Genomic DNA, 19,070 nt, shown 5'->3' with positions numbered 1-19,070 from the left:
GTTGTTTGGTCATCTGACACCTCGATCTGGCGAGCATTCTCGCCTAAATGGGTGTCCGGTTTCATTAGACCACTACAACGACCTGTTTGCACCAAAAGCGTCAACGTTCCGAACTATTTTTCATTTTCCTCTGTTGTCCATGCACCATACTTCTCAGCGTACTGACTATGTGACTGCGACCCGAGTGTAGATTGGGCTGAACAAGTATAAAAATGGTGAGCGCAATGAATTGTTTTATCTGTGTAAACGTCGCGGAGCGTATTGAATGCCAAGGTCCATGGGAGGAGAGAGATTGTCCGGAGTGCGGGCGCTATAGAGTTGCCGATGCGCTTATTTTGACTCTGATGGAGCAGGGCCAGATTTTTGATGTCAGCAAAACAAGAAGCTGGCTTGAAGGTCGACGTAAAAACGGTGCCATTCCGTCTATTGAAATACATCAAGCGCTATTGTTGCCTTGAAAGAGTCATTCCAGGCAGCCGTTCAATGCCACACGTCCTGTTATGCGCATTAATCTGCCATGGGGGAATCACAGGTGGATTCGGGTGCTGTACCGGTGCTGGCAGACCAGGACGTCCTACGATGAAATCGCCTATTTGAACGCATTGAGGTAGCTTGGGTCACCGCTCCTCAAGAGCCTTGATTTGGGTTGACTGACTTCCTCAGGGCGTGAAGCTGCCCTTTGACGCACGCAGTCCGACTGGTTGCTCGTAGAAGCTTTACGCAAAATTTACGGGGCCTTGAGGTTGGGCATCCGATACTGCGCGGTGCTAATTTGGAATGCTCTGTTATGTCCCTCGCAGCCATTCGGCTTATCGGCTTCATCTTAGGCATTTTTCTGATCACGCTGGCCGTAAGCATGGCTATTCCCATGATCACACTGGTGGCCTATGAGCGTAGCGACGATCTGTCGGCCTTTCTCTGGTCGAGTTTGATTACCTTCATCTGTGGCCTCCTGTTGATCGTGCGGGGACGCCCGGATACTGGCCAGCTTCGCCCGAGGGATATGTACCTGCTGACGACTGGCAGTTGGGTCGTTGTGTGTACCTTCGCAGCGTTGCCAATGGTGTTGATCAGCGATATCAGCTACACCGATGCATTCTTTGAAACGATGTCTGGCATCACAACCACGGGCTCGACCGTGCTCACCGGTTTGGATACCTCATCTCCCGGCTTGTTGATATGGCGCTCCATGCTGCATTGGTTGGGAGGCATCGGTTTTATCGGCATGGCTGTGGCGATCCTTCCACTGTTGCGCGTAGGCGGCATGCGTCTGTTCCAGACAGAGTCCTCAGACTGGTCGGAGAAAGTGACGCCACGTTCCCATGTAGCAGCCAAGTACATTCTTCTGCTCTATCTGGGGCTTACTGGTATCGGAGCTTTGGCGCTCTGGCTCGCTGGAATGACGCCATTTGAAGCGGTCAATCATGCAATGTCGTTGATCTCTACCGGGGGATTCTCAACGTCGGACGCCTCACTCGGGCATTGGACGCAACCAACGATTCACTGGGTGGCAGTGGCTATCATGATTCTGGGCAGCCTGCCTTTCACCTTGTACGTCGCGACATTGCGGGGCCATCGGCGTGCGCTGATTCAGGATCACCAGGTACGCGGATTTATCGGGTTCTTGCTCGTCACATCGCTGGCTGTGGGTACCTGGCTATGTTTTCACAGCGATTACGGATGGTGGGATGCGTTTCGTATCGTGGCAGTCAATGTGACCTCGGTCGTCACGACCACCGGAATTGCGGTTGGCGACTACACCTTGTGGGGCAGCTTCGCTGTCTTGCTGTTTTTCTATTTGACCTTCGTCGGTGGATGTTCCGGCTCCACTGCAGGCGGTCTTAAAATCTTCCGTTTTCAGGTGGCTGCCGCTCTACTGGTCAGTAGTTTGAAGCAGTTGATCCATCCTCGAGCCGTGATTCAGAAGAAGTACAACGGTCATCCCATCGACGAGGAGATCCTGCGCTCGCTTTTGACCTTCTCGTTTTTCTTCACCATCACCATTGCCGCCATCGCCTTGGGCCTGGCTCTCATTGGGCTGGATTGGACGACTGCCTTAAGTGGTGCCGCTACGGCGGTGTGTAACGTTGGGCCGGGGCTTGGCACGATCATTGGGCCGGCTGGTAATTTCTCCTCATTACCGGATGCCGCCAAATGGCTACTGACCGTTGGAATGCTCCTAGGGAGACTGGAAATCCTGACTGTGTTGGTGCTCGTAACTCCGGTTTTCTGGAGATATTGATCCACCTTGTCGGGCTCTGAGTCTAAAAGGTGCATGGGGGACGAAATAAACTGGTCGATACCCACCCAAGGGGCAGCGAGTACTTCCATAGAGAGATCAGTAGTCGTTTGGATTGCCGCTGTTGGCCGATTTCTGCCGCTGGCGAAGGGCGACTGGCGGGGGATGAGCCTGCTGTTCCCCATGGAGAAGCTATTCGAGCGCTATGTAGAAGGCTGGCTGCGGCAGCAGTTGCTGCCTGCCGCGGATTTAAAACCGCAATCTGCGAGCGCATACCTGTGCAAGCATGACAGCGATCAGATGTTCTGCCTGAAGCCGGATTTGTTGATCGATACGCCTGAGCAGCGTTGGATTCTGGATACCAAGTGGAAGCGGGTTGATGCCAGCAAGTCTGGCAAGAACTACGACCTCAGTCAGAGCGATTTCTATCAGCTGTTTGCCTACGGCCATAAGTATCGCAACGGCTCAGGCGTGCCTAGGCTGGTGCTGATTTATCCGTATTGGTCAGGGTTGAAAGGAGCACTGCCCGTTTTCGATTATGGGAATGACATGAACTTGTGGGTGTTGCCCTTTAATCTCGATGACGACAGCTTGGTAGATGCGGGGTTCGCTGGGATTCCTGTGCGGCTGGAAAGCCACTCTCAAATCACTCACTCTGCCAGCGAGGTGCGCTCGGTCATGTCTCAGTCCGGTAAGCTGTGCTTCTAAAAGTGCTTGGTCATACCAAAAGGAAGAAAAAGTCATTCTATTCATGGTGATCAAGCGATTGCAGCATATGCTCAAGCTTTGGCTAGATCAGATCTACGGCCTGGATCGACTGTTGCGTGGCAAGCTAATGCTAAAAGATGCCGTGGTAACGCCGGAGCAGGTGAGCGAGAGTGACATGATTCAGGCCGTGGGGTTGTAATTTGATGTTCAGCGCGTTCAATGTTCACCGAGAAGTTGGTCTTTCTGTCATTTGTTGGCTAGCGGTTTTGCTGTGGCGCAATCTGTTCAGCTCATCTTCACAATAATTAGAGAGGTAGGAATGCAGGTACTATCGAAGGAGCAGGGGGTATTCGAACTGACCTTGTTGAACGCCGAGCTTTCTCGCGATCAAATTGATGATTTCGTGGTCATGGGTGTATCTCGGGGCATTCCGGTTGAAATCATGACCCGTCTGCAAGGCCTATGGAATTTGACCAAGGAGATCGCAGGTGAGGTTGTGGCGATCGGCAAGATCGTTGTGCGGAAGATTTTCGATTTTCTGAAGGCGAACCCTAATCTATCCATTGGTATTGCTCTTGGGGCTGCGGTAGGAGCGTTGATTTCAGGTATTCCGTTCCTCGGGCCACTATTAGCTCCGCTTTCGGCTGGCCTTTCTATGCTTTATGGCGCAGCTGTGGGTTCAACGCTCGATCAAGGAATCCCATCTAATGATCCTTTTGTCGCAGCAACACTATTGGCTAGGAAGTTCTTCGAGCTGATTCAATCGATTTTTCTATCCATCAACGAATACTTTGCTGCTCCCTAGGAGAGGTTATGGGGATTGATTCTTATCTGACGCGGTTGAAATATGCCAAACAGTCTGTTCAGGAGCGCATTGAGGCTGAGATGCCCCGCGCCAAGGAGTTGCTGGAGAAATCGGTATCAGCGTCGGCGGCGATAACTACAAAAGCGGCGAGTGCTATTTCTGAGGGATGCTCCAATGCCGCTGTAAGGGCGAAAGAGCTCATTGAAAGTGAAGAGGCTAAAGCCGCAGGCACGAAGATAAAGGATGCTGGCCAACGGGCAAATCACTTATTGGCTGACACTGGAACCAAGGCCCTGGATTACTTGAGGAAATCTCCTTCCGCACCCAGCAGCTCTGTAGAGTTGACAGAGCCTGAACGGGACACCCGTCTGGCAATAGACAAGTTGAGTGCTCGAGATAAAGTCGGTGTCGCTGGTGAAGGTCTTGCAGCGCTTGGCGGTGCGGCTGCGGGAGTAGCGGCGGCGGGAACTATTGCGGGGGCGGCAGGTGCAACCACGCTTCTTGGCTCAACTACACTCGCCAGTGTTTTTGGTGGGGTGTTCCTGACTGCGACTCCCGTAGGTTGGGTGATAGGCTCGGCAGTGCTTGCAGGCGCTGCAGGCTATGGAATCGCCAAGTTGGTTCGTTCCGGCAGTGAACATGATCAGGTTCGCCGCGAAGTCATCCAGCGCCTGAGCGGTCGACTTGCGGCTCTCCAAGCAGATGCGATCACTGCTGATTGCAAGGTCGAACTGAATCAGCTCCTGGCTTTGATTGTGGGAACAGAGGCGATTACTGAAGAGGCTGCAGCCAGAATGGTGACGCTAGTGGAAAACGGTTCTTTGAGACCTGAGCTTGCGTTGGAGAGAATCAAAGCAATCGCACTGGCCAAGGGTGTTATTGAGATACTTTGATGGTGGATGACCTTCACTTGGTCGTTTTTTACTGTGGGCTTCAGTATTACAAGAAAAAATAACTCAGGATCGTTGATCGTCTTATGCCATGCAAGATTCGATAATTAACGATGCTGGGTCAAGTCAAATGCTGACTGGCATCTCCGCACAGATTTTACTTAACGGGTTGAATATTTTTAATGTCTGAAATGGATTTATGATTATGCCATTTTTTAAAGATTTGAAAATAGTAGTTTTATCCACTGGCAAAGCCATCAGTTGCGCTGTTGGGGTTTTAGCGGAGCTCGCTGCTGAAGCTGAAAAGGCGATGAGTGATCGTGATAAAAGGAGTGCAATTGAGCGGTTGGAAGAGGAGATTGAGTGTGGAGGTTTTTCTAGTGCAGCTCATGAAGCCGAAAAAAAGAAAGCCCTTGTGGCCAAGTATGACGAGTTGATAAGAGTTGTCGGGGCTCATGATTCAGGAGTTTTAGCGAAGAAAAGTATGTTGATGATTGAAATAGACTCACTGGAGCAGCAGCGTCATTCTTTACTTAAGGAATATCATCTTTCGGGTGTGCTCAGGCGCTCGGTTAGTACCTATGATGGAAAGAGGCACGGGGTGTGTGAATACAGGTATGAAAATGGCGCATTGAAAACTCAAGCAAATTTCAAAGGTGGTATACTGCATGGGAGCTTTAGAAACTATTACGATGATGGAGGTCTTAGATTTAAGGCGGACTTTGCATGCGGCGATGTAGCCTATGCTTGTTTTGTAATGAGGGAGGGTGCTGAGGTAATTACTGTGAAAAGAGATGATAGGGTGGGAGGTTTGATTGAAGTAAACATACGGCTTTGGAATGGAGTTGGCTTGGGGCGGGTTTATTGGTCGTCTGGAAAGATTCGAGGGAAGATGCTTTTTGCAGTTAAGGCTTTCTTTAACGTAAAAGCGCATCTTTCATTTTATCGTGCCCGAAAGGGCTGCTCAGAGCACGCTGATTATCTCGAGTTGATGAGCTTGCTTGGAACTGCTGTAATGCCCTCTGGCGATAATCTTGTCGGCCTTGATGCTTAGGATTTTCCGGAAATATTATTCTGAATCGCTGAAACCACTCTAATAAATGTTTAAAAAACGCCATGATTGGTCGGTAGTTCGTCAGAGGCTCCGATCAACTGCTCCCTCCTAGCGTCAAAGAATTGGAAGCTTCCGCCAAATTTATCTTGCATAACTTAAGAGCGATAAATAAGTGGGGGAACATACGTCCCTCTACTAGTTGCGGTATGCAGGTCTTCGATTTTTCTACTGAGAATCAGCTGCAACGTGGCATGCGCAGCGTGCTTTTGATCCTAAGGCCAATACCTGCCCGCAGTATCCGCTCTGCCAGTTCGGCATCTGCGATGCAGATGATACCGCGCTCATTCAAGGTGAAAAGCGATTCGGAAAGTCGGCCCTGGTTGCGGGCTTGAATGATCGCGGCCTTCGATATGCCAACGCGGCGGGCGATCTCGCTGATAGTGCATCGCATCACCTTTCACCTCGTTGCTAGCTTTTTGTAAGCATAGGTCAATTGATCGCTCTTTTCGTGCCTAGGGCTCGGTGAGGGCTGAGTTTTGACTACGTGTCCGCAGAGTTTTGAAAACTCACGCAAGGGTTTTTCGGGCAATCGTAGCGCCCTGAGCTTCCCGTTTTCCAGCTTGCGGGGTTACCGCCAGAAGCATTGTTGATCAGGTTGATGCGTTTTGAGCTGCATCAAAATTTAGCTTCCGATATCTCGCTGAAGCGGTGTTCTGTGAGTGACTATCCGATGTGTGATGGATTTCGTGAGTAGGATTGGTGAGTATAGTGAGTTAACTCAGAGATAATAATTCACTAATCGGAGTAGATATGAACGATTCATACTCAAAGCCACTCATGAGCGCCGTCGCTGAATTCATCCAGACACCCACGAAGGATAACCAGTGCCGATTGCTTCTGGCGGCCGACGACTATCGAGAGCAATGGATAGTCGCTCAAGCCTCCTCAACAGCTACCGTAAAGAGGCCTGCGGGCGGCACTCCATCGACATCCTATAATCGTCGGCTCGAAGTCGAGAGGGTGGTTGATGGCATTCCGGTAAAACTTGCATTGCAGCAACGTACCAGTTCGTCAGTCGATCTGCCTTGGTGGACATTGAGTTTTCGCACAAGGTATTCCAGCGGCTCGAACCGCCGTTTCTACCTGACAAAAGATGGCTGCTGGACAATTCCGGCGAAGGTCGCCCTAAGCATGATGGAAGAAATCGAGGCCCTCGGTGGAATGGACGAGGAGTACTTCGATCATCGTAGAAGGCCAGATTTTGAAACGCTGGTTTCTTGCGATATGACGCCTGAGCAAAAAGCCGAAGAGCTATCGAAAATAACCGGACCTGACGAAGACTTTGGGCAAAGTCCATTTTTTGTGATCGCTCACGACCCACATAAAGACTGGAAGAAAGTTCTTATCGTGAACACCGACACGGATTCCGCTACATTCCGCTCGATCACGGCGAATCCGGACTATATGCCAAGGAAAGCCCTAAGACCCGGTCAAGGCTGGTGGCTCGACAATTCCATGATCGATCTTAACATTCAGCAAATGCGAGAAATTTATTCTCAGTTGCGCAAGTACCTAAAAAATGACGCGCTGAATACCGCATTTGGTTTATTGCACAGACTTGACCCATAGCTGATGCTCTACTCAAGCTCGGGATGGGGCTTCTTCATGGCGCGGTTGGGATGGGTTGAGACAGGTCGTCGATCGGGCCGTTGGCTATTTATACAGCGGCTCCCTAGGTGTCGAGGTATTAATTCGCGTATAAAGCGGCGCCAGCTTTAGCATTGCGCGGAATACCACTCTATTGGAATAAATTAATTACAGCGTTGGCGGTCCCGACGATTAGTATCGTCCAAAATATAATCTTCAACAATATATACAGGTCTAAAGTGCGAGCTATCAATTTATCTAGTTGCTCGCGATTAGCAGGCATTTCTGTCAAGGTCTTGAGTCGGTCGCTTTCACTAATTTTGTCAGCAGTGATAAGTGGCATTGTAAAGGCGTATTTGCGCACAGGCATTTGTTTGATATTTTTGTTGTCCCACCTCTTCGGGCTGGAATCACTCGCGTGGGTTTCAATTTCGCGTACATCGACTTCAATTTTTGATGGGAGTTTTCCCTGGCGAGCGGCGTTAATCAGCTCGGCAAATTTTTGCCGCGGAAGTATAATTGACACTGCAATACTCGATGGAGTTCGATACATGGTTTTGTCATTGCGCTCAAAGTAGAGTAGGTTTCCAATGTCTTCAGTTGGCTCGGTGGTTTGGCTAGATATTATTTGAACAGTTTTATTAATATCTTCAATGTTTTCGCCTGTCGAAAGCTCCAGAGCGTGGTAACAATCAGCGCTATATAAGAGGGAGTCTACGGATCCTAATCCGTAACAAAGATATAAAGTCACGTCTGTTGGAGTGAATTTCAACTTGGCCATGCTGTTTCACCTCGCAGTAATCGCTAGTGTTCTGTCCCATAATGGTTATAGCTGATAGGCGCATTTGAGTCACCGCCGTAGGCCGGACTCTGCCGATAATGGGTCAGAACGAATGAAAACGACAGGTCAGGTCGAAAGCAAACGGGTGGTCGCACCGCATCTTCGGTCCAAGGCGAGGCTTCACATTAAAGTCAGGCATTTTGTCGAATACTGGTCACTAGTTTTGCGCGATGAAGTCGACGGAAATCGGGCTTCGAATTACCCGTGATCAAAAAAGGTAAAAAAGTACCTTGGCGGGGGGGGGATAGGTATTGTTGCACGTCAATGGCGTGCCACTATGGGGTGGGGCGTTGTGAATATGGATGACTGGATTTTTCCGTCAGTCCAGGCACTTGTAATAGCCCTGAGTTGTTAGTTGGATGGTGCGGAGCAATGGGTACTGCTCAGGAATAGCGTTGTTTACCATTTTTCCGCACGCACTCACCCGTTTTTTTACCTGAGACATGAACTCGTCAATTGACAGGATCTTCGCGCCACATAGTTCGTCTCGATTTTTAGGATGAGTGATAAGCACGGCGATTCGCTCAACTGGAGTTGTTGGGTCTAGCCATGGGAATACGCTGGTGAACATGTGTCGCTCGCCTGAATCAAATTTTTTCTTGAATCGGCGTTCTCTGGTTTCCCATGAATGCGCGTCGATGGATGGCTCGATATGAACAAGGTGTTTGGTCGTTGGATGAAATGCCAGAACGTCCAACTCCATCTCCCAGCCCCCATGAGTGAGTTTGCCAACCTTGAGGTTCCTTTTTACCAAGTAGCCAGTCCAGTCGTAGTACTCGGCAATGAGATCTTCTAGATGCGACATACCTATGGTTCCTCAGAAAGCCTAACGAAAAATAGACCCTACCTGGTGCCTTACAGGCCAGAAGAGTTTGGTTGATAACGTTCTGAAGGCAAGGCTCCTCGCTGCTCTGGCCGGTTGATCGGGGTTACCTCAGCCCCTGGAGTCAGCGGCATTACTTGATTGGCATCCCGCCATTGGTGCAGATCCATGAAGCCGGTCAGGGTTTCTACCAGTAGCGCATAGCTGGCGCTGTCGATGTGCTCGCGTGGTAGGATCACTGCTGCCAGCACCCAGTATCAGGACCCGGCCAGTGGAGAGCTGCTGATCTCGCACCTGGACAACCCCAACGTGCCGGAAGGCTTGCCGCCGGTGCACACCGACCGCCATCTCTACCCGGACCGCACGGCCGCTGATGAGGCCGCGAAGGCGCGTCTGGCGGCGTTCAATCGTTCCACCGCCTCGGTCCGCATGGACCTGCCGGGCCGGACCGACCTGTTTGCCGAAATCATGATCGAGGCGCTGGGATTCAAGCTTGGGCTCGATGGTGAGTACCTGGTGGAGTCGGTGAATCACACGTTCACCCCGTCCGGATGGACGGCGTCGGTGGAGTGCAATGGGGGTAAGGAGGGCAAGGCCAAGGCGTCAGGGAAGCCGCAGAAAGTCGTGCTCGAAGTGCCGGTTTGATTACCCCGGCGAGTGAATCGTGCTGGGTCAAAAAAGTCTCACCCTGAAATAAAAGGAGCGGCCAGGCTGGATGCGTCAACATCCCGCCTGGCCATCGTCCCCGCAGATTGTCCCTGATGGCAGGGAGGGAGTAGATCAGAGCTTGGTGTCGCGAGCCCTCCATGGTGAATCCAGCATGCTAGCGTGCGCGCTTGGAGGAAGATGGTGTGCGGTCTGCGGAATGTCGAAGAAAAGGGGTTATGCCCATTCGGCATGGGGGAGTGAAACCGCCGCTGGGACCAGTTCAGGAACCAGCGGGTTCATTTCTGTGCGTTACTGGTGATTACTCAAGCCAATTTACCCCAGCAAACACTGATCACAAGCAATCATGAAGATGCATTTCATACCGCATCGTGATGCTACTTGCGCACGTTTTGGTACAGCATCAAGCGTGAGGTTTCATGCATGGCGCGGGTCAACGCTGACAGCCGCTTGAACTCTTCAGGGTGTTGCTCAGCGACGTTGTCCAGCGGTGTCGGCGAGGCGAGGTCATGGAGACTTGGCGAGCTGCCGTCGTGTTCCATCTGTACCAAGTAGTGCTGAGTCACGCCGGCAATCAGCGGGAAGGTGCCTTCACGCAACACCAATGGCACCACGCGTTCGCCTTCGGGCGCAGGCTGCTGAATATCACGGCCCATACCGCTGTTGCGAAACCCAAGGCCGGCCATACCTGCCACGGTTGGCAGCAAGTCCACCAGGCCGACGGCTTCCTCGACCTTGCGCGTCCCGATCATGCCTGGCGCGTGGATGATCATCGGCACCGCGTTGCTTTCCAGACCCAGTTGCTCGTAGGCCGGTGCCAGGAAGGGGATCTGGGCGATACGGGTGTTGTGGTCACCGAACAGCACGAAAATAGTGTTTTCGTACCAGCCGCCGGCCTTGGCAATTTCTATCAAGCGCCCGATGTTGAAGTCGAGCAAACGCACGGCGTTGTATTGTTCAACACTACGCGAGCCTGCCGCCTGGACTTCCTCTAGGGTAGGGTACTTAACCTCGAATCCGTCGTTGCTCCTTGGAATCGTGAAGGGGCGATGGTTGCCGGCCGTTTGTATATAGGCGAAGAACGGTTTGTCCTTGGGTAGCGCTTGCAGGATCTGGTCGGTCTCCTTGAACAGGTCCAGATCCGAGATCCCCCAGACATCCACCACTGGGGATTTCCAGTCCCGCTCTTCGTACAGGCGAACGCCGTCGATACTTTGCTTGATCAACGCATTCATGTTGGCCCAACCGGAGTTTCCGCCAATGGTGTAGATTTTCTCGTAGCCGGTGAAGGCATTTATCAGCGTGTTTTGATTGGTGATCAGTGGATTACGCGTCGCGGTATCCTGTCGAGTAACGTCTGGCACCCCGCTAATGCTGGCCCAGACTGTTTTTGCGGTCCCCGTGACAGGCACGTAGAAGTGCTTGAAGAACCAGCTTTGCGTGGCCAGGCGATCGATATTCGGCGTCGGATTAATCGGGTTGCCATAGGCCCCGACGGCGCTGGTACCCAACGACTCAAGCATGACGAACACTACGTTCGGTGGCCGCGATCCCGGTACTTTGTAGGGCTGTGGCGCCTGGTGGCGGACGAAGTTCAGGGTCTGTGGGTCGGGTTGGTCGACGCCCAGATAGTTGGCCATGACCGCGTAAAGTTCGCGCACTTTCGCTTCGTCATAACGCGAAGGACCGACCTTGACGGTGTCGTAGAGGAAAATCACCGGGTTCAGGCCCAATGCGGCGATCTGGTTATTGCCCGAGAAGAACGCATCGCTCCAGCGCAACGGCACCGGGTTTTCAAGATTCAAGTGTTCGACTCGACCCAAAATACCCAGCAGCACCAGCACGACCATCAACGCACTGCCCCACGTTACGGAGAGCGGGTGAATGACTTTGCCGGGGCGGTCTAGCGTGACGCGCTCCATACGCACCAGGGCCAATGTCACGAGCGCGACGGTTGCCAGCCAACCCAATGAAATCCAGACAACCGGGTAGGTTTGCCAGACCATATCACGGGATATTTGCGCATCCTCGATGAAGCGCAATACCGTGGCGTTGATCCTCACGCCGAGGTACGCGTAATGGCCAAAATCGATGATGTAGATCAGCACCAGAGCGCTGAGGGCGGCGACCAGATACACCCGGGCGATGCAGCGAAGGAGGCGGCTGCCGATCAGGTTCCAGCGAGGGACCCAGGCCAACAACGCCAATGGCAGCATGACCAGAATGGCCAGGCGCAAGTCGAAACGAAAGCCGATGCCCAATGTTTCCAGGACGGCATTTTCCTCGCTCAGGGCTTTGGCTTCGAAACCGGAAAATCCGAAAAAGAACACTACCCGCAGGAGTGCAAACAGCACAAATGCGATCGCTGTTGCGCCCAGCCAGTATTGCAACCGTCTCGATTTCAGCCAGCCCATCGACGTTTCCCTATTAAGAATTTCGTTAAATTTCAAGCGGATCAGGTTCGCGTTGGGCCGCGCAGCGTGATGAGTCGGCGATACCCCCATCGCGTCGCAACAATCAGCAGTGCCAGACAGCAATACAGGCCCAGCAGCGGATCAATCAAGTAATCCCAATAATTGTGGGAAGGTTTGATCCCCGCGATAAAGGCCAGGGTCGCACTGGTCAACAACACGACGCCCAGGTAATTGCGCAGGTAAAACAGGCTGAATGTCAGCAGTGCGACGACAAATAACAGAGGGCGCGGGCTGAAACCCCGCCGGTAAGGATCCAGATCGCTCAAGCCCAGCGTTGCCGGGTATAGCACCAGTGCCATTACGGCGAAAAGGATCAGCACGCCAGTTTGATCATGCTGCACAGGTGGCAACACATTCAGTCGACGTAAACAGCCCCACCCCATGAACACCAATGAGGTGATCGCAAGGTCATCCATGTGGCTGCGCAAGTAAGCGGCCAGCGAAATTCCGTCCAGTGGTATGAAGCTGACGGTCAGCAATGCAAGCAAAAGCGCGATACGCCAGACCCTGCTCAAGCCAAAAGACGGCAGTACCAGGAAGATGATCATTGCGAAGCTGACATGGGCTTGCCACAGACTAATCATTTGAGACGCTCGGACAGCCACGCATCGTTAAAGGTGACGTGTTTGATGAAGGTGTTGTTCCAGGTATAAACCAAGTGATACATCCCGTCGGGGCTGCGGATGAAGTACGGGTATTCATATTCAAACTCACACCCTTCGTTTTTGCAGACGCGTTTGTCCAAGTTGCCGAGGAATTGCGCCTCCAGCGGTTGGCGGAGCTTGCCACTGGAATTGCGGAAATCTTTGCCAATGAGTTCCTTGTAGGCGAGAGGCGAATACGGATCGCCTTCGGGATCCGGTGATTTGTCCAGATCGTGCACCGAGCGCCAAACGCCCATTTTTGCATCGGTGGCATAAAGGCTGAGCTTGAAGCGCCCCTCTTGCAGGTCATTGAGCGCTACCAGTAGTTCGTGTTCAGGCGTCGCAACGGCCGCCAACGAGGAATTCGGGTTCGAAGGCGCGAGCGGATGAGGCTCACTCCAAGTTTGCCCGGCATCCTCGGTACGGCTCGCCAGGACTCGGTGGTGTGTGTCGCCCGCATAGCGCAACAAGGCGATAGCGCGCTGGCCGTCCAGCGGAACGACCGCGGGTTGCAATGAATTATTGCCGTGGCTGATGCGGTATTTATCGATAACTTCACCGTCTGCGCTCAAGTACAGGTATTCGGCAAACTTACCTAGAAATTCGTGGTAGACCGGCAAGCCGATGGAGCCATCGGCATGAAACACCGGTGCCGACCGGACCAGGGTGCTGATGTTCAGAAAAGGTGAAGTGATCAATTGGCGCGGCGCCGACCAATTCACGCCCAAGTCGTCTGAAACCATCACATTGACCGCGCTGCCGGCCCAGCCGCCCATGGACACAGAGACGAAGAACAGCCACAGGCGATTGTCCGGCGCGAGTGCAATGACCGGGTTACCCAGTTTTCGAATGTATTTTCGAGTGCTTTCCTGGGTCGACTCACGTGTTGCCATGACCTGTTCTTCCCCCCACTCGCCGGTGCTCACGTTGAACCGGGCGGAGCGCACCTGCACATCGGCGGCGCCTTCGCGAGTGCCGGCGAACCAGACCGCCATCAAGCTGCCGTCAGGCAGGGCTGTTATCGCCGAAGAATGCACGAAGTCCACCAGCCCGGAGGAAGCGAAACGGCTGGTATAAATGGGCTTGGCTGTTTCATCTGCCTTAGGCAAAACCGGACTTATCAGGGCAAAGGAAGAATGCTTGGGGGCAGGGTGGGTGAGCCATGCACCCGCAAAGAGGCAAGCAAGGGCCAGGTAAACACCTAGGGCAGGAATGCTGGGGAGCTTTATGCGCATAATTTGGGCGTTGGCATCTCATGGCCAGATAAAGGGCAACAAGCTAACACTCGGTAGTACAGAATCGGACTTTATGAATTTCTATTCTGTAAGCAGTTGTTTTAAAGGGGCTGCCCTGTCGGCGAACAATGACTGATTGAGTCGCTAACACTACCGGGTTAGATGCATTGCGCATTTATCCAAGATACTCGTTAGCTATCTCTACCGCTGGTCGCAAAGTAGGGCTTGAACAACGAGAATCAGAAAAAAGCTGAATGGACGCTTCGCTCGATCGGTATTGATAATTGTTTCTCTAACTTTTATACGGTTGATCGCAATGGTTGTCTGTGCGGTTCGTAGACATTTTTGACAGGCTGCTTTTGGCCCAGAGTGTGTAAAAACGCTTTCGCGAACCCTTGCTATGATTTCTGAGGATTTCATCGCCGGGATCGCCCATGAAGCGCTTTATCCAAGGTGAACATCGAGGCCAAGGCACCTTACTTCCCGAGAGCCTCGACGACTACGTCAGCGATACCAATCCGGTGCGCGTAGTCGACGTCTTCGTCGACGAACTTGACCTGGTCAAACTGGGTTTTGACGGTGCCATTCCTGCCGACACAGGCCGACCGGCTTACCATCCCGCGATCTTGCTGAAGATCTACATCTACGGTTATCTCAACCGCATCCAGTCGAGCCGATGGCTGGAGCGAGAAGCCCAGCGCAACGTCGAGCTGATGTGGCTGACCGGGCGTTTGATGCCGGATTTCAAGACCATCGCCAACTTCCGAAAAGACAACAGCAAGGCCATCCGAGGCGTCTGTCGCCCGTTCGTTGTGCTGTGTCAGCAGTTGGGACTGTTTGGAGAAAATCTGGTCGCCATCGATGGCAGTAAATTCAAAGCCGTCAACAACCGCGACCGCAATTTCACCAGCGCCAAACTGAAGCGGCGCATGGAAGAAATTGAATCGAGCATCGACCGTTACCTGACGGCACTCGATGCTGCCGATCGGCAAGAGCCCACAGCTTCCGAGCCCAGCGCCGTGCGGCTGGAAGAGAAAATCGCCAAGCTCAAAACGCAAATGAAGGAGCTTCAGGCGATCGAAATCCAGCTCAATGAATCGCCGGATAAACAGGTTTCACTGACCGACCCAGACGCTCGCTCCATGATGACGCGCGGCACGGGAATCGTCGGCTACAACGTACAAACAGCGGTCGATACGCAGCACCATTTGATCGTTGCACATGAGGTGACCAACGTCGGTTCCGACCGCGATCAACTCAGCACAATGGCCAAGCAGGCCCGCGAGGCCATAGCGTCAGAAACGTTGTCGGTAGTGGCTGACCGAGGTTATTTCAAAAGCGAACAAATCCTCGCTTGTCACGATGCCGGCATCACCGCCTACGTGCCCAAGCCGATGACCTCTGGAGCCAAGGCTGACGGGCGTTTCAATAACGACGCGTTCATCTATGACGCGGCAAAAAACCAATACATTTGCCCGGCTGGCGAGGCGCTGATCTGGCGCTATTCCAACATTGAAAAAGGCTTGAAGTTGCACCGTTACTGGAGTTCGAAATGCCAGGGCTGCACGTTGAAAGCACAGTGCACGCCGAGCACGGAGCGACGAGTTCGACGCTGGGAGCATGAAGCCGTCTTAGAGGAAATGCAGCTTCGGCTGCCCCACCGCCGACACCAGGCCCTTGCCCATGCCTTGATTCTCGTAAATGGTTATGGCTTGGTCTTCGGTAACGGCCGTGAGAATGCCACCACCCTCATCAACGAATATCTGGCCGGCTTCATCCTGTACGAGCTTGGGCATGATCATTCCTCACTGGTGGCCGCCGTAGGAGCGGCATGGCAACATGCTTGAACCTGATTTGAGCGGCTGCCAAACAGCCGCCTTGCATCACCTGGGGCTTCTAGCGCCCCAAATGATGATCGAGCGCAATCATACCTTCGCGGCCACCTTCTCCAACCAGAATGCGTGGTAGGCGTCTCGGGTTCGCTGCACCCATACCCGGCGCTGTTCCACCAGTTGGGAAGGGCTCAGGCCATCCAGGCTAAGCCCACGGCGTTCGAGCTGGCCGAAGTAGCGGTTATCCGCGCCGTTGCAGAAGTTGCAGGCGCAGACTATGTACGCCGGATCATCGCGCTGTGGGTGGCCCTTGGGCAGCAGGTGATCCCACGACATGGCCGCCCAGGCGTCGAAGGATGCCGTCCCGTCTAGCCCGCAAAACACGCATTTGAAGCCGTCGCGCTCAAGTATTTTGAAGGCATAGCCGCGCAGGCTGTCGCTGTATTTTTTCACGCCGCCACCTCGCCAAATACCGACCAGCCGCCCTCAAACCCTTCGCTGGCCGGATACGTCCAGTGCACTCCGCCGTCTCTTGCAGGCGTGAACTTTGGCCCGAAGCGCTCCGGCTGATCGGCCAACACGTTACCTGGAACAATGCAGTACTGCGCCGCTTCATCAGGTTTGTTCACCAGGACGAAGACGTAAACGCACGTCCTGATAACTCGATGGGAACGAAGCCAGAAGGTGCCATTGCGGTCGCACTTGGCTTTGACCTGAACGGCGAACGAGCACCCCGTCTCGGGATTGAAGGCGAGGATATCGACGTCTTTTGCATTGCCCATCGTCAGCGCCGAATGCAAGCCGCGCTTGCTCAGCTCAGCCGCGACCAGGAACTCACCAGCCACGCCGGTCATTTGCCTGTCAGCTCGTTTCTTGATTGTCATCTATTCACCTAAAAGGCCCGTTTGTAGCCAGCTCTCAGAACTGCGGCCCGGTGCATTGGCCGTTGAGCATCTGGCCATAGCAGGTCGCTATCGGTTGCGCTGCGCCGGTGCTGCCATGACACACACCATTGACCACCGCGCCGATGCAATCCTATGCGCGGTATACCGGCTGGCCGTACTGCTGCATCTGCACTTGCTGCTGCATAGGTGTTGTTTGTCGCGGCAAATCGAGCGAATTCCGCCATTGCAAGTAGTCGCGACGGGCGTCGATAAGTTCGGAGCAGCCTGTCGTGGATATCAACGCCAGCGCCAGTAGGAATGGCATAACTTTGTTCATATCGGCTTCATATCGCGTATGGGGTTCCGTATCGACGGACCCAGCCTGTACATTTTGGCAGCCGCTACGAGGACCTGATTGACCCCGGTCAACACCCGGTCGACGGTGAGGAAGTTCCCCTCGTCGCAGGCTGTTTGCTTTCACTGAGATAAAATGCAGCCGGTTGCCATCTTTCAGCTCAAGCAAAACTCTGCTCGGGCCGACACGGTCACGATACTCGAAACATAGTGCCTGCTTGTTCCAAGTGGCGCCCCCTGGATACTCATCATGGAAGGCTTCTTTCTGGCTATTAAAGGCCTCGTCAATAAACTGGGCGTCGTTATGCGCTAGCCCCACCAAGCTGATCAGATACGTACTCACTGAATCGCGCACCGGTTTCCGATGTTTCCAGTACGACATAAGCGCTGCCGCAAAATAGCGAGTTAAGCCGTTTCATGTCCGCGATCAGTTCCAGATGCAGGGAACTGGTTTCGATACTCTGCACCACCTTGCGCTGCAAGCGGCTGATGTGGGCATGGGCCAGTCGCCGCTCCAGTGCGCGGAAACGTCGTTTCTCACGCAGTAGTTGTCGCGCGCTTTCCCGATCGGCGCTGACAAATACCGCCAGTCCCAGATGCAGGTTCGACAGCAGCTGGCTGTGCAGCCCGGTCAACTCCTCCAGTCCGACTTCGGAAAAAGAGCGCCGCTGCGAGGTATTCTGCTGCTGGATCCTGCGCAGCATGCGCTCGATCAGATCACTGGCCAGTTTGAGGTTGAGCACCAATTCGATGATTTCTGCCCAGCGCCGGCTGTCTTCCTCGCAGAGGTCTTCCCGGGGCATTTGTGCCAGATAGTGCTTGATTGTGCTGCACAACACTTCGACATCGTCATAGAGGCGGCGTACTTCCAGGGTGACCGCCGCTTGCGTTCCACGCAGTACTCCTTGCATGGCGATCAGCATACTTTCGATCAGGTCACCCAAACGCAGAGTTTCGCGTACGGCATTGGCCAGCGCCAGACTCGGGGTCATTAGTGCTGCCGCGTCCAGATACCGAGGTTTGGTTATGCCGTTGGTTTCTGGGCGTTCGGGCAATAGCCAGGAACACAGACGGGCCATCGGCTTGACGCTGGGTAGCATCAGCAGGCAACGCAGAGTGTTGTAGGACAGATGGAAGCTGATCACCAGGCTTTGTGGGCTGGAGCCGAACGTGTCCATCCACTTCACCAATAGATCCAGCACTGGAATGATCAACAACAGACCAATCAACTTGAACAGTAGGCTTCCCAGCGCTACCTGTCGTCCGGCGATGTTTTGCGTGCTGGTGCTCAGGAATGCCAGTAGGCCGCTGCCGATGTTTGCACCGATCACCAGACCGATCGCCACCGGCAGACTGATGATGTCCGAGCCAGCCAGAGTTGCGGTCAGCAGCACGGCAGCGAGGCTGGAGTAGGAAATCAGCGCGAACATCGCGCCGACCAAGGCATCGAGCATCAGATCCCCCGTCAGCGAGGCAAAAAGTACTTTCACGCCTGACGCATGTGTGATGGGCTGTGCGGACGTAACAATCAATTGGAGCGCCAGAATGATCAGGCCCAGGCCGATCCCTACCCGTCCAAGCTGCCCGGCGGGGGTTTGCTTGCGCGAGAGAAAAAAGATCACCCCGAGAAAAATTAACAGCGGTGACAGCCAGGCCAGATCGAAGGTCAGCACACGGGCCATCAAGGCTGTGCCGACATCCGCGCCGAGCATGATCGTCAACGCTGGCGTCAATGTCATCAGGCCTTGGCCGACGAATGAAGTGACCAGCATTGCCGTGGCGTTACTGCTCTGTACCAAAGCGGTGACCAGAATCCCGGCGATGAAGGCTAAGGGGCGCTTGGCCATGTTCTGGCTGAGTATGTGGCGCAACTGTGAACCGTACACCCGCATGATGCCGGTACGGACAATGTGCGTACCCCAAATCAGTAGGGCAACGGCAGAAAGCAAATCAAGCAGGGTCAGCATAAAAAAC

At 53.5% G+C, this 19,070-nt stretch carries 17 protein-coding genes and 3 pseudogenes; 10 read left to right on the top strand and 10 right to left on the bottom strand.

Annotated elements, in window-relative coordinates; translation table 11 throughout:
- Nucleotides 1-224: 224 nt before the first annotated feature.
- From AC1Q6Y_RS27390 to AC1Q6Y_RS27360, 7 genes and pseudogenes are all read left to right on the top strand, one after another.
- Nucleotides 225-458, top strand: coding sequence for a hypothetical protein (locus AC1Q6Y_RS27390; protein ID WP_154947713.1), 234 nt, complete (start codon nucleotides 225-227; stop codon nucleotides 456-458).
- 329 nt (nucleotides 459-787) lie between these two features.
- Entirely contained in the window at nucleotides 788-2,242 is a 1,455-nt protein-coding gene (locus AC1Q6Y_RS27385) for a TrkH family potassium uptake protein (RefSeq protein ID WP_492625580.1), read from the top strand.
- Between the two features lie 33 nt (nucleotides 2,243-2,275).
- A complete protein-coding gene (locus AC1Q6Y_RS27380; RefSeq protein WP_492625579.1) occupies nucleotides 2,276-2,947 on the top strand; it encodes a 5-methylcytosine restriction system specificity protein McrC in 672 nt (223 codons plus the stop codon).
- A gap of 19 nt (nucleotides 2,948-2,966) precedes the next feature.
- Nucleotides 2,967-3,146, top strand: a pseudogene (locus tag AC1Q6Y_RS27375) (hypothetical protein); the annotation flags it as partial.
- A gap of 120 nt (nucleotides 3,147-3,266) precedes the next feature.
- On the top strand, nucleotides 3,267-3,752 hold the full coding sequence (locus tag AC1Q6Y_RS27370) for a hypothetical protein (RefSeq protein WP_492625578.1): 486 nt from the start codon (nucleotides 3,267-3,269) through the stop codon (nucleotides 3,750-3,752).
- 8 nt (nucleotides 3,753-3,760) lie between these two features.
- Entirely contained in the window at nucleotides 3,761-4,645 is an 885-nt protein-coding gene (locus AC1Q6Y_RS27365; protein ID WP_492625577.1) for a hypothetical protein, read from the top strand.
- Between the two features lie 196 nt (nucleotides 4,646-4,841).
- Complete coding sequence (locus AC1Q6Y_RS27360; RefSeq protein WP_492625576.1) at nucleotides 4,842-5,696, top strand: toxin-antitoxin system YwqK family antitoxin; 855 nt, start codon at nucleotides 4,842-4,844, stop codon at nucleotides 5,694-5,696.
- A gap of 235 nt (nucleotides 5,697-5,931) precedes the next feature.
- On the opposite strand, the gene AC1Q6Y_RS27355 is transcribed toward AC1Q6Y_RS27360, so the two are convergent.
- Nucleotides 5,932-6,147 (bottom strand): hypothetical protein, encoded by a 216-nt coding sequence (locus tag AC1Q6Y_RS27355; protein WP_492625575.1) that lies wholly within the window; start codon nucleotides 6,145-6,147, stop codon nucleotides 5,932-5,934.
- 359 nt (nucleotides 6,148-6,506) lie between these two features.
- On the opposite strand from AC1Q6Y_RS27355, the gene AC1Q6Y_RS27350 reads away from it, so the two are divergent.
- A complete protein-coding gene (locus AC1Q6Y_RS27350) occupies nucleotides 6,507-7,325 on the top strand; it encodes a hypothetical protein (protein ID WP_492625574.1) in 819 nt (272 codons plus the stop codon).
- A gap of 169 nt (nucleotides 7,326-7,494) precedes the next feature.
- On the opposite strand, the gene AC1Q6Y_RS27345 is transcribed toward AC1Q6Y_RS27350, so the two are convergent.
- Both AC1Q6Y_RS27345 and AC1Q6Y_RS27340 read right to left on the bottom strand, forming a co-directional pair.
- A complete protein-coding gene (locus tag AC1Q6Y_RS27345; RefSeq protein WP_492625573.1) occupies nucleotides 7,495-8,124 on the bottom strand; it encodes a hypothetical protein in 630 nt (209 codons plus the stop codon).
- A gap of 379 nt (nucleotides 8,125-8,503) precedes the next feature.
- Complete coding sequence (locus tag AC1Q6Y_RS27340) at nucleotides 8,504-8,989, bottom strand: hypothetical protein (protein ID WP_492625572.1); 486 nt, start codon at nucleotides 8,987-8,989, stop codon at nucleotides 8,504-8,506.
- A 258-nt stretch (nucleotides 8,990-9,247) separates the two neighbouring features.
- On the opposite strand from AC1Q6Y_RS27340, the pseudogene AC1Q6Y_RS27335 reads away from it, so the two are divergent.
- A pseudogene (locus AC1Q6Y_RS27335) lies at nucleotides 9,248-9,652 on the top strand (phage late control D family protein); the annotation flags it as partial.
- Nucleotides 9,653-10,050: 398 nt separating this feature from the next.
- On the opposite strand, the gene AC1Q6Y_RS27330 reads toward AC1Q6Y_RS27335, so the two are convergent.
- Genes AC1Q6Y_RS27330 through AC1Q6Y_RS27320 form a run of 3 tightly spaced genes read right to left on the bottom strand, consistent with a single transcriptional unit; the run spans nucleotide 10,051 to nucleotide 14,026 of the window.
- On the bottom strand, nucleotides 10,051-12,087 hold the full coding sequence (locus tag AC1Q6Y_RS27330) for an LTA synthase family protein (RefSeq protein ID WP_492625571.1): 2,037 nt from the start codon (nucleotides 12,085-12,087) through the stop codon (nucleotides 10,051-10,053).
- A gap of 41 nt (nucleotides 12,088-12,128) precedes the next feature.
- Complete coding sequence (locus tag AC1Q6Y_RS27325) at nucleotides 12,129-12,731, bottom strand: hypothetical protein (protein ID WP_492625581.1); 603 nt, start codon at nucleotides 12,729-12,731, stop codon at nucleotides 12,129-12,131.
- A complete protein-coding gene (locus AC1Q6Y_RS27320) occupies nucleotides 12,728-14,026 on the bottom strand; it encodes a sialidase family protein (protein ID WP_492625570.1) in 1,299 nt (432 codons plus the stop codon). Before AC1Q6Y_RS27320 ends, AC1Q6Y_RS27325 begins: the two co-directional genes overlap by 4 nt.
- A 434-nt stretch (nucleotides 14,027-14,460) precedes the next feature.
- Between AC1Q6Y_RS27320 and AC1Q6Y_RS27315 the strand changes: the two are divergent.
- Nucleotides 14,461-15,687, top strand: a pseudogene (locus AC1Q6Y_RS27315) (IS1182 family transposase); the annotation flags it as partial.
- A gap of 264 nt (nucleotides 15,688-15,951) precedes the next feature.
- Here AC1Q6Y_RS27315 and AC1Q6Y_RS27310 read toward each other — a convergent pair.
- The 4 genes from AC1Q6Y_RS27310 to AC1Q6Y_RS27295 form a co-directional block, all read right to left on the bottom strand.
- Nucleotides 15,952-16,311 (bottom strand): HNH endonuclease, encoded by a 360-nt coding sequence (locus AC1Q6Y_RS27310; protein WP_492625569.1) that lies wholly within the window; start codon nucleotides 16,309-16,311, stop codon nucleotides 15,952-15,954.
- Complete coding sequence (locus AC1Q6Y_RS27305; protein WP_492625568.1) at nucleotides 16,308-16,742, bottom strand: hypothetical protein; 435 nt, start codon at nucleotides 16,740-16,742, stop codon at nucleotides 16,308-16,310. The genes AC1Q6Y_RS27310 and AC1Q6Y_RS27305 overlap by 4 nt, the downstream gene beginning before the upstream one ends.
- Before the next feature lie 151 nt (nucleotides 16,743-16,893).
- Complete coding sequence (locus tag AC1Q6Y_RS27300; RefSeq protein ID WP_492625567.1) at nucleotides 16,894-17,439, bottom strand: hypothetical protein; 546 nt, start codon at nucleotides 17,437-17,439, stop codon at nucleotides 16,894-16,896.
- The gene (locus AC1Q6Y_RS27295) at nucleotides 17,399-19,063 is read right to left on the bottom strand and encodes a Na/Pi cotransporter family protein (protein WP_492625566.1); all 1,665 of its coding nucleotides are present in this window, start codon (nucleotides 19,061-19,063) and stop codon (nucleotides 17,399-17,401) included. Before AC1Q6Y_RS27295 ends, AC1Q6Y_RS27300 begins: the two co-directional genes overlap by 41 nt.
- Nucleotides 19,064-19,070 lie beyond the last annotated feature (7 nt).

This window comes from Pseudomonas sp. GW823-FHT06E10 (assembly GCF_058794995.1).
The sequence above is the reverse complement of the archived record's forward strand: the minus strand, read 5'-3'. Positions and strand labels throughout refer to the sequence as shown.